The following is a 12,907-nucleotide window of genomic DNA, read 5'->3' on the forward strand; positions in this document are numbered from 1 at the left end:
TTTACATTGTCGACACACGTATTTATGAGACAAGATAAACATCAACCAGGTCAAAAGACCTAAAAAAACACCGCTCCGATTATAATAAATATAATTTTTGAAGCGGCGGAAGAAGGAAAAATAGATTAGACCCGGGCTTGAATCTGGCCGAAATCGTAGGTTAAAACGTCCGGCTGGCCGCCAATGAATGATTGATGATATCGGTGATCTTTTCAACGTGATGGTTCAAAAAGAAATGATTCCCGTCAAAGTAATAGGCTGTAAAGTGTCCTGAAGTATGATGTTTCCAATCGGATACATCTTCCTTGCTCATGGCGTCTTCTTTTCCGTTAAGAACGGTGATGTCGCAATCTATTTTGCTGTTTCTTTCTTGATAGATATAGTTTTCTACCATTTTAAAGTCGCTTTTGAGAATGGGGATAAACAATTCAAATAGTTCTTCATGATTGATGAGCTCCTCAGGTGTTCCCCCGAGCTCGACAACTTTTTTCTTAAAAATAGGATTGGGCAAGGTATGCAGTTTTTCTTTCTTCCTGATCCTGTTTGGCGCTTTATAGCCCGAGAAAAAAATGTGAACCGGTTTTTCAGCTCCCGCCCCGCTCATTTGATAGTAAAGTTCATATGCTAAAAGGCTTCCCATACTGTGTCCGAAAAGAGCGTAGTCGTCACCTTTTCGTTCAGCTTGAACCTGCTCAAAGATGTCTTGAACTGCTTCTTCAAGGCTTTCGTAACAAGGCTCGTTGAAGCGCCGCCCCCTTCCCTTCAGCTGAATCGGGCAAATCTCAATGTCGGGCTGCATATGGCCTTTCCAGGAATAAAATACGGATTCAGATCCGCCGGCATAAGGCAGGCAAAATAATTTCATTTCTATCATTCCCTTTCGTTGTAGATATTTTTTGGTGAATAAGCCGTTAATCGACAGATACGTCAGCCGTCCGGTTCAGCGTTAAAAACTTCGGAAGAATGATCATGTAGAAAACCCCAACAGCAATCAGGCTTCCGCCGACGAGCCAATATAGGCTTTCAAGCGCGATCCATGCCGGGTAAAGCCACGCAATGAACAGAAGGGTCAGCGACTGTGAGAGCATCATAAGCGGATGAATCCACCCCTGCACCCTTCCCATCATTTTTGGATTGACGATGCTTGGTATCCATCCACCGATGGCAACATTGATGCTTGGAAGCGAAACCGCGATAAAGCAGGAGCAGACCATATACAGCCAAATGCTTTTGACCAGGGAGCCGGAAATCGTGGCACATCCGCAAACAAACAGCGCCAGGATCAAAAGTTGATAAAGCTTCAATTTTTGAGAAAGCAAGGATGCAGCGATGCTTCCCGCCAAAAACCCCGCACCGAAAACGATGCCGAGTACAATCGACATTTCTTCATAGCTTTCAGGTGCAAGCTTGTATTTTAATATAAACACCTGCATGACCGAGAGCCCCCCATTGACAACTCCGAAAAGGACGAATCCGGACACGAGGGCAAGCAGCAATTTATGATTGAGAATATAAGTGAAACCAAGCGTAAAATCCTTCCATATACCAGCGATATTCAGCTGTCTAATGGAATGTTTTCCATTTGGCATGCGGACGGCATCGGAGATCCGGCAGGCTTGAATCAAAAGCCCGCTCAGTGCGAAGCTGGCTGCATCAACCATAACGGCTCCTTCAACTCCAAGCGTCCAATAACAAAATACGCCAAGCCCGTTTCCGAACAGCATGAATAAACTGGCTACCATTTGATTCAATCCAACGGCCAGCGAATATTCGTTTTCAGATAATATTCCTTGAATGAGAGAAGTTTGGGCAGGGGTGAAAAAACTTTTAACGGCGTTTCTTAAAAAAAGAACGGCAAATGTAAACGGCATCCATTCAAGATAGAGAGACAGCAGTAATACAATGGATAGTCCCGTACAGATCCAGTCGCAGTTTTTGGCGATTTTCTGCCGGTCAAACTTATCGGCGAAAACACCGACAAGAAAAAATACAGCCAATGTAGGCAATGACAGCATTAGCTCGGTCATTGTGGCATATGCAGGCTGATTGGAAAAACGGTCCAGAAGGTAAAACAAGAGTGCAGTGAGTCCGATGATCCCGCCCATTTGTGAGGTAAAGGATGCAAAAAAAAGCAGCGCATAATTTTTATTTTGAAAGATAGAAAACATTTTTTTCATAGGCGCCTCCTAATTTGTATTGAGACAGACGACTTCATTTATTATTCTAAACAAATAATATTGTTATAATTTTCCGTCTCCAATCACTTTGATTTTCATTTTCAAAGCTACACTTCTATCATTTAAAGTGTCGCAGCTTGAATTTCCTAATATAAAATCGCTGCTTATCATAACGATTGCAGCCGTCTTTTTAGCCCCCCCATTTCTTCTTTCAGATAGTATTCTCTAGCAAAGTGGAAGGGAAATCACCGATCCCCCCCTTCAAATTTACAAAGAAGTAAATTTATGAAAAGTAATTCTAAGGTTATAGATTCGTCCTATTTCAACAATATCCTCTATCTTATATTCAATTTTTTAGAAAATGTCCTTTTTGAAAAGTAATTGCTATATAGAGAAAATAAAAAACGCTTCCGATATGGAAGCCGAAAGGCTCAGCATACTGGAAGCTGATTGGATGTTTATTTTTTTATGAAATTATTATCCAGCACTTCGATCACCGAAGAAGTCGTTTTTGAACGGTCTTTTGTTTGCTGCACCAGCTTGATGATGTCCCGGTATGCCTGCTGCGCTCCAAGCACCAGCAAAGGAACTCCGATCAGATCGATTTTCAGCCTCCTTGAAAATAAACCGCCGAATGTCATCGCCATGGGCACAGTCGGAGACGTGTTTGAAAAAATGACTTTCTCCTGCAGTTTCCCGTTTTTTTCAAACAGCTCGAGAACGCCTCGCATAGCTGGAATGACAGCTTTTGATGACCCTCTGCCGATCGTGTACACCTGGTTGCCTTCTTCATCAAGGCCGTGAAAGATTAATTTTCCCATTTCCTTCGGACTTAATTGATTAAAACAGTCGGTGCTTAAAATTTCGTTTTTCGTCGGTTTTCTGCTGAATGGGAGCTTTTTCAGATGATAGGCGGCGGCAAGTGCAGATGAATGAGTGCCTCCGTAACAGTTGTATATATAGATCAACATGCTCACCCTCTTCATATCTTTAGTTTTAATGTGGCCCAAATATACAATGCTTATTTATACCGCATATCCAGAACTTCTTTCACAGCTGAGACATACGCTCGGAACGTCTTATTTTTAGAACTTGCCCGCGTCCACAGGCCGAACTCCGAAAAAAAAGCCTCTCGTTGAGGCGTGCTGATTTCCAATTGAATACTTTGACCTGTTTGGCATTGATTATTGATATTTTCGGGATTTCCCCCTGCAAGCCGGTGGCTTGGGCTGACCAGCTCCGCTGAAAAACCTTTGTTCACCAGCGCTCTGACAATCGCTTTCGCCCCTCCGGTATCCGTTCCCCCCACAAGCGTGTGTTCAACGATGTCATGATATCCATGAAAAGCCAGCACATAGCTGTGCTCTTTGACCGCTTTGACGGCCTGCGGTTCATCAAAATGATTGCTTGTGATGTGAAGATCCCAGTTTTGCGAGGGTTTGATTCCTTCAAATAAGTAAGTGGAATAATCGGCGCTGAAGGCGCGGACAAGTTCACTGACACCTCCTTCGATTCCTCCGCCGTGCGGCGAAAGAATCAACAGTTCGGTGCCCATGTCTGTATATTCGATTTGATAATCTTCTCCTTCTGTTTCATGTTCGGCAAGCTCGGCAAAATTGACGTATTTGTCTGCGGATGAAGCGACGCTTTGCAGCGGAAATTGAAAGATGACCGTTAAGCAAATCCCCGTGACTAACCAGATGATGCAACGATTTTTCATCAATGGGTTCCATTCTTCCTGCACCGTTAAGAAACTCCTTTTATCGTGTATTTTGTTGCGAGTATCACGTGATATCATGTTTCGGCCGGGATGAGAGAATTTCAATAAATGGTAAAATATTACTTCTAATCGTCACCCAGTTGCCATTTTATATAAGAAGAACAGCATAACGAAAGCGACCTTTACCTTATTTTTCATCAGCAGCCGGCACGTGTTCCCGGAAGCACGGAATCTTTCGGCATGCAATATTTTTATATCGATTGCCTCAGACAGGACAGGTGCCTTCAGATCAAGCAAAGCCTATAGAAGGAAGCACAAGTTCGTTGCCGCGGTTTGAAGAGGGACAAAGTCTCCCTGTTTTTATATGATATTTTGAGCCTCTCTGCCGGGGAATCCGCTTAAAAAATGCAAATAAAAAAGGAACGGACGATTCCGTTCCGAAGGAATTGCAAACTCCCGATTGTCAATCGTTGGTCCGTAAGGTGGATTCCCTATTACATAATCAAATGGCTCAACTCATTCCATTTCAATTGTATCCCCTTGATAAATAGAAACTTGAGAGAGAGAGGAAAAGTGAGGAAATTGATTCTGTTTTTTGTTGCTGTTTTTGCTACAATTGGATTGATGGTGCCAAGTCAAATATCGGCCGCAGAGGTCCACGCCGACGATACAGCGTTTAAATACACTATAGAGGACTATATCAATTACCTGGCCAACTATAGTGAAGAAGATGCCATAAATGGTGGAGTTTCACCAGAATATGTTTCTTCCGCAGTGTTTGATGCACAAAATGTATTAAACCAATTTAAGGCGATGCCGAAAGAAGATCAACAGAAGTTTGTTGACAATCTTACCAAGTTTGACACAAATGCTTTAACTGTAAATACAGAAGTAAATGAAGAAGAGGATATGATTGCGAAGCCTCAAGCAAATAAGTCAGTTTCTTACACAGATTCAGTTAAATTTTTTGGAGCACCTGTAACTACATATAGGGTCTCAGTAAACTATAGTGTTACTAAAGGTAAAGTGAAAAAAATTAACTCTAGTAGCGCTTATGTAGTTCGAAACTGGAATCCTGTCGTCAGAACAGAATTAAACCCAGGTGGCAAAAATGCTTGGGTAACAGGTGACAATAAGGCAGCTGTTACAGGAAGCTTCTTTTATCGGATTGGGCCACTTAAAGATTTTGCGGTGCAATTAGGGAATGTGCATCTTAAAGCTGTTGGCGACAAAAATGGAAAGAGGACTTACAAAAAAACCAGGCTTGATTAATCCACAACTGTGAGGTGAAACCAATGTCCAAAAAAGCAAAAACCATCTTGTGGTCTATTCTGGCAGTAATGATTGTATTATTAGCGGTAGGGATTATCGCTTATTATCAAACTGCTGCTGCATAAAATGAATGGCAGAGGTGTTTCCACATCTCTGCTTTTTTGGCTACCTAGAACATGAGTTACTCACATCTCAAAGATGATTTAGTTTCCTTATCATGTGCAATTTTAAGGCAGCTTTCCAATACATCGCCTCCCCTTCTTTTATGCCCCCTTCCTTGCTCCTGATGTAATATGGATATTTTACAAACATGCCATCACATACAACAACCTCTTGTATTTTGACATTTTCTTTTCTCAAATAATCGTTTATTTTCTTTGGAAAAACAGTTCTTTTAATTTGAGCTGATAATGTTCCTCTATTTTCTTGTTGCCACTTGCTTCAGCTTTATAGATTCTTGTTCCATCGCATGGACACAGAGGTCAATTATAATTTTTTCATGAATGGCAGTTTCAAGTTCGAAATTACAGGCTTCAAATTATTCACCTCATTCCGAATGTATGTTCTATTATACACTATCCGAAATGTAATCAAAAAAAATTTACACATAAAAAAAGCCCTTTTAAAAGGACTTCTCTTCGACCTTATGAGAGTCTTCAAAACATGGCTTTTTAACTTCTGGGTGATGCTTCATTAATCCCTGCATAAAAGTAGTTATGTTGTTAATGACAAGGCTAGTTGGTGGGAAGCGATTTGGACAAGAAGATTTTTAATATCTTTAAAATCCCTGACAACTTTATCCGCTGCTTATTCCTTCTTCAATGCCCCTATCGATGCGCCCCATGATTCCACTTTGTTTTTGTTTTTTTCTATTTATAGTATAAATAATAATTTGCTGCTGTTCTGTCAGATTCTCGATTCCAATCTCTTTTGCAATTTCAACAAATTCATCAGAATCAATGACACTTTCTAGCTTTCTCTTGAGTCTAGGAACGGACATTTCCGTTCCTTTCAGAGAAGATCATTTTTTATAGAAAGCGCTTCGGCCTGTTCGTTCAACAAGGGCAGGGAAGAGCTGGTAGAGTTTGCTGACGCCGTTCATCCAGCCCGGAAGGTTGATTTCGCGCTTGTTCGTCATCATTGCCGAGACGATTTTCTTAGCAACCTGATCCGGATCAAGCATCCATCTCTCGACGCTTTTGGCATAATCCCCTTTTTTATCTGCCGTCTTGAAAAAGTCGGTTTGAATCGGTCCAGGATTAACCGTTGTCACGTTGACCCCTGTTTCGGCAAGCTCCATTCTCAAGCTGTTTGAATATCCGAGCACCGCATGCTTTGTTGCCGCATAAAGGCTTGACTTGGGCGTCGCTAGTTTGCCCGCTTGTGAGGCGATGTTGATAATATGGCCTTTGTCTTGTCTGATCATATACGGAAGTGCCATTTTCGTGCAAGCGATCAGACCGAATACGTTGACCTCAAACATCGCTTTCATATCTTCAAGGGAAGCGTCAAGGGCGCTTTCGAAAATACCGAATCCCGCATTATTGACAAGAATATCAACCGGACCGGCCTCTTGAAACGCCGCTTCAATTTCATCCGTCCGGCTGACGTCCAATACGATGATGCGGCACTTTGCACCGGTTTCATCCGCGATGTTTTGTTTCAAAGCATCGAGGCGGTCTCTTCTGCGCGCAGCCAGAATGATCTCCGCTCCTTCCCCGGCAGCATGATATGCGATCCGTTCGCCAAGCCCTCCTGAAGCTCCTGTAATCATCACTTTTTGCTCTTTCAACTTTTGCTGCATGTTCGTCACCTACTTTGCGTAATAGTAATCGATTCCATCGGCTGTTTCTGCTCCGATCCTCCCCTGGGATTCCAGATCGTCAAGCTGCCCAATCGTTTCTGACATCGTTAAGAACAGCTCTTTTTCATAGACTGCAGGGAACAGTTTTTGACATATCTGATAAGGTGAATGCGGTTTTTCAGAAAGGATGCGGTACACCTCTTCGGCTCTGTTCCGCTGCTTTTCCATCCTTTTGGCAACAAGCTCATTCACTGTTGTGATTTTCTCCCCGTGGCCGGGATAAATGATGTTGAGCGGAAGTTCCTGCAGTCTGCCGAGCGATTCCAGATAATCCAGCAGCGGAGTCGGGCGTTTTTCTCCTTTTTGCGGCACTTCAAGAAGCGGATTTGAAGAAGACGGCTTTAACAGCAAGTCTCCCCCGAGCATGCTTCCAAGTTCCTCATGGTAAAGGACAATATGTGAAGCGGCGTGTCCGGGCGTCTCAAGAACCCGCCACCCTTCAAGCCCGTCAATTTGCGCGCCTTCTGAAACGGTCTCTGTCAATGTCCGATTACATGAAAACCGGTACGACGCTTTTACTGTAAGGCCTGGCGGCTTCATATCCCCGGGAACACCGAATCGCTGAAACAGGTATGTAAAAAAGGACTTTTGTTTTTCAATAAAATCGGGATTTTGGCTGATATACGGTTCATTAAACGGATGACCGATGATTTTTACCCCTGCGGGAAATTCGTCCAGCAATCCGGCGTGATCAGCGTGATGGTGGGTCAGGACGACCTGGTCGATATCGTTTAATGACAGTCCCTGGTCGGCCAGCTCTTTCTTCAAAACGGCTGCCGCCTCCTTTGTGTTGGGCCCGGCATCCACCAGAGTGAGCGCCTCGCCTTTGACCAAATAAATGTTGACATCCCCGACTGCAAATGGAGTCGGCAGAGAAATAGGAATGATTCTTGCGTCTTTCATCGTTTTATTCTCCTCATCCTGCGAATTGATGTTGATCATATTTTACCTTTTTCTCCCGCGCATGTCATTTTTGCTTCAAATGCCTGTTGACATTTCATCATTCCTCATAGCATAATGAACAACAAATATATGAAGGTGAATGAACGAAGACGCAATGAAGAGGAATAGTAAACGAGCAATGGCTAAAGAGAGTGAAATCCACGGCTGAAAGATTTCACAGCCCGCTTGCCTGTTGAACCTGCCCTCTGAGCGCTTAGGCAAACCTAAACGTATCCCGCGTTACGGGGCAAGAGCTGAGCATGTATATGCTAATGAAGGTGGTACCGCGAAACCTTTTCGTCCTTTGTGAAGACGGAAAGGTTTTTTTGTTTTTTTAGAAGGAGGAATCAAAATGAAACGAATGGGATTTATCGGAGCCGGTTCGATGGCTGAAGCGATGATTAAAGGACTTGTCAAAAGCGGTGCAATGGAACCTGAGGCGATATTCGTTACGAATCAGTCGAATACGGCCAGGCTTCGTGAATTAAGCGAGACATACGGGGTATGTGGAGAAGCCGATACGGCAAAAGTCGCCGCCCGATCGGATACACTCGTTTTGGCAATGAAGCCGAAGGACGCGGCAGACGGAATGGCGGCACTCCGCCCCTATTTGCGAAAAGAACAGCTGCTGATTTCCGTCCTTGCAGGCATTCCGATTCATACGATCCAGCACTATGCTGGGCTTGAGCTGCCTGTAGTGAGGGCCATGCCGAATACATCGGCCGCCATTCAAAAATCAGCCACAGCCTTTGCGGCAAGCCCGCTCGTGACGAAAGAGCAGATGCAGGAAGCGGCTGGCCTTTTTGCGACGGTCGGAAGCGTTACAATCGTTGAGGAATCTGCCCTTGATGCAGTGACAGCCGTAGCAGGGAGCGGCCCCGCTTTTGTTTATCGGTTTGTCGAAGCCCTGCAGGTGTCGGCTGCCGAATTGGGGCTTCCAGAAGAAACGGCGAAACAACTGGTTATCGATATGATGTCAGGGGCGGCTCAAATGCTTGAAACCGGCAGGGATCCTTCTGTCATGAGAAAAGAGATCACAAGCGCCGGGGGGACAACGGAAGCAGGCCTTCGGGTGCTTGACGACCATCAATTTGAACAGACCGTCATATCCTGTGTCAAAGAAGCGGCGATTCGTTCTGCGGAAATCAGGGATATGTTCGCGGCCAAAATTTAAAAAACCGGGAAACAGCGTTTCGCTTGTTCCCGATTTTTCACCAAGCGGTCCCGTATACTTAGAGAAGCTTGTGTATCGCCAGCCGGAGGATATCGGGCAGCTTTCCAAATGAAAACGGCACATGGAGACGTTCCGTCCATTTATGAGGGTCTTTGCCGGCCGGCCCGATATTGATGACCGGCACAAACAGTGCGTTTTCGCGTCCTTTTGGCAGTGAATAGCCGTGATGAAACAGCGGCATATTGGATGTGAACGCATCGACAGACTGTTTTTGCAGCTGAAGGTAGCTTAAATCGGACAGGCCGGGAAAATATTGGACTTCTGTAAATTCAAGTCCGTGCCTGTCGGCCGCATACTGTTTCACTTCTCTCATCACCTTTCGGATCAGAGGATCGTCCTTTGAAGAGACAGCCGGATAAAACGGCGGACTGTAAAACAGAACGATCATCGGAGCATCTTCTTTGCAGAGTGAAGCCAATTCAGAGACGATTTTCGTTGAAAAGTCGCGGTCTCCAAGCTCCCCCCTGTTGGCAAATGCAAAGTTGAGTATGCGTTCCGCCTCGGGCTTCCCGGCCTTTTCCTGTGCTTTGTTCCACAGCTCCTCAAACGTCAGCACGGAAACGGTCGTGTTCATTGGTGTGAATGCTTCAAAACGCTGATATTCGGCCGTTTTACGCTCAATATTTGTTTGGATATTAGCGGCCGCTTCCTTGGCTGTGTCGAGCAGCATGCGATGGAGCTCGGCGGCGGAACGCTGCATCATCAGCACATTAAAGAGCGACACCGCTGTGTGAGGGGTCTGAACCGAGTAGGCCTCCTTCAAATCTTTTTGCATCAGATTGGCCGGGGGAGGCGTCACCTCTCCGTCGGCTTCTTCACAATAGTCGACGTTTAATTCGAGCAGCCTGTTGATTTCAGACACCATTAAATTTGCATTCACCCCTGCAAACGGCTCGCCGACATGCGTCTCAACCCCTTTGCAGAAAAATCCGGCAAGCGCTTTGCCGATGCTTCCTGAATAGACGTACTGCTTCGGATCCCCCGGATGTTTTTCAAACATCGGCTCACAATTTAAGCACGATATATAATGAAGGCCAAATTCTTTTTCTAGAGCTTTCAGTGCGGGTACTGCTTCAAGCATCCCCTGTGAATTGACTTCTTCGTCCGGAACCGTAATTAATAGAAGGTTTCCGTCAAATTCTCCGTTCATCGCCCGTTCCAGCATCGAAAATTGAACAGCAAGACCCGCTTTCATGTCCATGCTTCCCCTTCCAAACAGCCATTCGCCGCTTTCCAAGTCTCTTCTGACCCGTTCGGGCAAAAGTTCTTTTTTATCATTTAATAAATCCATGAGTTCCGGGACTTTACATGCCATATGTTTGAATTCTCCGTAGTCTGCCGTATCGACCACGTCAAAATGGCTCAGCAGGAGGACCGTATTTGACTTCTCTTCCTTTTTGACGAGGGCGGTTAGAAAATAACGGCCGTCCTCCATCGGATGAAGCTTTAAAAATTCAGGATTCTTTTGAAAGTACGAACGGTCCTTTAAGACATCATGCATATACTTCGCAAGCGCCACTTCTCCGGCCGTGCCTGAGATGCTTTCGTATTGAACAAGAGAAATGAGCAGCCGTTTCAGTTCTTCCACTGTCTGCCACTTCACAAAGCAAGCCCCCTCTTTCGCTGTTTTCGCAGGTGTATGCGATATCGTATTTAGTAAAAAATAGAATGTGAACAACTTTATTGTACTGAACATTCTTATATATGGAAATGACTTGAGCAGTTTATATGACGAGAATGGACAGAATTGGTATAATCGAGTCGAAAACTTACGGGAGGCGAAAAAATTTGAGCAATCGAAAACTGTTCACACCATGGAGTTTAAAAGGAGTTACACTAAAAAACCGGATTGTCATGTCGCCGATGTGCATGTATTCCTCCCATGAAAAGGATGGAAAAGTGCAGCCGTTCCACATGACCCACTACATCTCCCGCGCCGTCGGACAAGTCGGATTGATCATGGTAGAAGCTACCGCGGTCACCCCGCAGGGAAGAATCTCAGATCAGGATCTGGGCATATGGGATGACGCGCATATTGACGGACTTGCCGCATTAACGTCACAAATCAAGCCGTACGGCAGCAAAACGGCGATTCAATTGGCTCACGCCGGAAGAAAAGCCGAGGTCGAAGGTACAATCTACGGGCCTTCAGCGATTCCTTTCGACGAAAATTCGCGAACACCTGTTGAAATGACAAAAGAAGACATCAAAGAAACCGTTCAGGCTTTCAAAAAAGGAGCTGAACGCGCGAAAGCCGCCGGCTTTGACATCATCGAGATTCATGGAGCCCACGGATATTTGATCAACGAATTTTTATCACCGCTTTCCAACAAACGCGAGGATGAATACGGAGGATCACCGGAAAACCGCTACAGACTGCTTCGAGAAGTCATCGACGCTGTAAAAGAAGTCTGGGACGGACCATTATTCGTACGCGTTTCAGCTTCAGACTACAAAACAAAAGGCCTTGATGTCGCCGATTATGTCGGTTTCGCCAAATGGATGAAAGAACAGGGCGTTGATTTGATCGATGTCAGCTCCGGTGCTGTCGTGCCTGCCGATATCAACGTCTTCCCAGGCTACCAAGTCGGCTTCGCCGATACAATTCGCGCTCAAGCCGAAATCCAGACAGGTGCTGTCGGGTTGATCACAAGCGGCCTTCAAGCTGAGGAAATCCTCCAAAATGGACGCGCTGATCTCATTTTCGTTGCCCGAGAGCTGCTGAGAGATCCATACTGGCCGAAAACTGCTGCCAAACAGTTGAACACAAAAATTGAAGGGCCTGTTCAGTACGACAGAGCCTGGTGAGTTGCTGATATCCCGCCTCTAGGCGGGATATTTCTTTTTTTCAACTCGTGAGAAACGAACATCCTTGTTTGTGCGTCTTTCCTATTAGAACACCATATACAGAGAGAGGATGACCTCTATGACCATAACGGAAAGAATATATACAGTTGAAGGGTGCATGTTTTATACAAAGCAGAGAAAAGGAAAAAAGAACGCAACCATTATTTTTGAAGCGGGCTACGGTTCTTCTTCAACGACTTGGCAGCCCATTTTATCCGATATAGACGAAGATCTAGGCTTGTTTGCATACGACCGTGCGGGTCTTGGCAACAGCGGGCCGAGCAGCAGCAAAAGAACAGCGGATCAAATGGTGGAGGAACTAAAAGCGCTGCTTGCAGCAGCAGGCGTTAAACCGCCCTACCTGTTTGTCGCCCATTCGTTCGGCGCCGTCATTGCAAGGCTTTTTGCAAGCCGGTACAGCGATGAAGTCATCGGCATGGTGCTGCTTGATCCCGCTTGTGAAGATCAGGAGGAAAAAGTGCTGCCTCTTCTTCCGGACACATTAAAAGAAGACTACAGCAAACAGTTTTCGATCGAAGGGTCCCATGAGGACTTTAAACAAAGCCTTGACATTCTGAAGCAGGAAAAGAAACACCTCGGTTCGGTTCCTTTGCTCGTCCTCTCGGCGGGAAAAAGGACGGAGGCGGCGAAACAAGCTCATCACGAGTGGCTGAAGCTTCACAGCAGACTGCTGTCTCTTTCGCATCAAAGCGGCTGGATTCAGGCGAAAAACAGCTCGCATTTGATCCATCATGATGAGCCGCACATCGTTCAGCTTGCGATCTATGATGTTTGGTATGCCGCACAGCAGCAAACATACACCTATCAAGCCGCCAATTAAACAAATAAAC

The 12,907-nt window shown here is 45.2% G+C and carries 12 protein-coding genes and 1 other annotated feature; of the genes, 4 read left to right on the forward strand and 8 right to left on the reverse strand.

The window, feature by feature from the left end:
- Positions 1 to 160 precede the first annotated feature (160 nt).
- The 4 genes from MKX80_RS12700 to MKX80_RS12715 all read right to left on the reverse strand — a co-directional run bounded on the left by MKX80_RS12700 (position 161) and on the right by MKX80_RS12715 (position 3,921).
- Entirely contained in the window at positions 161 to 865 is a 705-nt protein-coding gene (locus MKX80_RS12700) for a thioesterase domain-containing protein (protein ID WP_154994531.1), read from the reverse strand.
- Between the two features lie 46 nt (positions 866 to 911).
- Complete coding sequence (locus MKX80_RS12705; protein WP_154994533.1) at positions 912 to 2,177, reverse strand: MFS transporter; 1,266 nt, start codon at positions 2,175 to 2,177, stop codon at positions 912 to 914.
- Between the two features lie 458 nt (positions 2,178 to 2,635).
- Positions 2,636 to 3,145, reverse strand: coding sequence for a DUF3189 family protein (locus MKX80_RS12710; protein ID WP_268342616.1), 510 nt, complete (start codon positions 3,143 to 3,145; stop codon positions 2,636 to 2,638).
- Between the two features lie 53 nt (positions 3,146 to 3,198).
- A complete protein-coding gene (locus MKX80_RS12715; RefSeq protein WP_154994536.1) occupies positions 3,199 to 3,921 on the reverse strand; it encodes a poly-gamma-glutamate hydrolase family protein in 723 nt (240 codons plus the stop codon).
- Positions 3,922 to 4,470: 549 nt separating this feature from the next.
- Here MKX80_RS12715 and MKX80_RS12720 point away from each other — a divergent pair.
- Positions 4,471 to 5,169: a hypothetical protein gene (locus MKX80_RS12720; protein ID WP_234111947.1), complete on the forward strand. Its 699-nt coding sequence runs from the start codon at positions 4,471 to 4,473 to the stop codon at positions 5,167 to 5,169.
- Positions 5,170 to 5,965: 796 nt separating this feature from the next.
- Here MKX80_RS12720 and MKX80_RS12725 read toward each other — a convergent pair.
- Genes MKX80_RS12725 through MKX80_RS12735 form a run of 3 tightly spaced genes read right to left on the reverse strand, consistent with a single transcriptional unit; the run spans position 5,966 to position 7,936 of the window.
- Positions 5,966 to 6,169 carry a hypothetical protein gene (locus MKX80_RS12725; protein ID WP_268324164.1) on the reverse strand — a complete coding sequence of 68 codons (204 nt, stop codon included), beginning with the start codon at positions 6,167 to 6,169 and terminating at the stop codon, positions 5,966 to 5,968.
- A gap of 21 nt (positions 6,170 to 6,190) precedes the next feature.
- The gene (locus MKX80_RS12730; protein WP_154994540.1) at positions 6,191 to 6,973 is read right to left on the reverse strand and encodes an SDR family oxidoreductase; all 783 of its coding nucleotides are present in this window, start codon (positions 6,971 to 6,973) and stop codon (positions 6,191 to 6,193) included.
- A 9-nt stretch (positions 6,974 to 6,982) separates the two neighbouring features.
- Entirely contained in the window at positions 6,983 to 7,936 is a 954-nt protein-coding gene (locus tag MKX80_RS12735; protein ID WP_216928410.1) for an MBL fold metallo-hydrolase, read from the reverse strand.
- 145 nt (positions 7,937 to 8,081) lie between these two features.
- Positions 8,082 to 8,283 (forward strand) — a binding site (T-box leader).
- 44 nt (positions 8,284 to 8,327) lie between these two features.
- Here MKX80_RS12735 and proC point away from each other — a divergent pair.
- The gene (proC, locus tag MKX80_RS12740; RefSeq protein ID WP_268293999.1) at positions 8,328 to 9,149 is read left to right on the forward strand and encodes a pyrroline-5-carboxylate reductase; all 822 of its coding nucleotides are present in this window, start codon (positions 8,328 to 8,330) and stop codon (positions 9,147 to 9,149) included.
- Between the two features lie 58 nt (positions 9,150 to 9,207).
- Here the strand turns inward: proC and MKX80_RS12745 are convergent, their stop codons facing one another.
- On the reverse strand, positions 9,208 to 10,812 hold the full coding sequence (locus MKX80_RS12745) for a M20/M25/M40 family metallo-hydrolase (RefSeq protein WP_268315160.1): 1,605 nt from the start codon (positions 10,810 to 10,812) through the stop codon (positions 9,208 to 9,210).
- Positions 10,813 to 10,946: 134 nt separating this feature from the next.
- Between MKX80_RS12745 and namA the strand changes: the two genes are divergently transcribed.
- Positions 10,947 to 12,017: an NADPH dehydrogenase NamA gene (gene namA, locus MKX80_RS12750; protein WP_154994580.1), complete on the forward strand. Its 1,071-nt coding sequence runs from the start codon at positions 10,947 to 10,949 to the stop codon at positions 12,015 to 12,017.
- Between the two features lie 118 nt (positions 12,018 to 12,135).
- Positions 12,136 to 12,897 carry an alpha/beta hydrolase gene (locus tag MKX80_RS12755; RefSeq protein ID WP_154994547.1) on the forward strand — a complete coding sequence of 254 codons (762 nt, stop codon included), beginning with the start codon at positions 12,136 to 12,138 and terminating at the stop codon, positions 12,895 to 12,897.
- Positions 12,898 to 12,907: the final 10 nt, after the last annotated feature.

Source organism: Bacillus sp. FSL K6-0972 (assembly GCF_037976035.1).
Lineage (GTDB): Bacteria > Bacillota > Bacilli > Bacillales > Bacillaceae > Bacillus > Bacillus haynesii.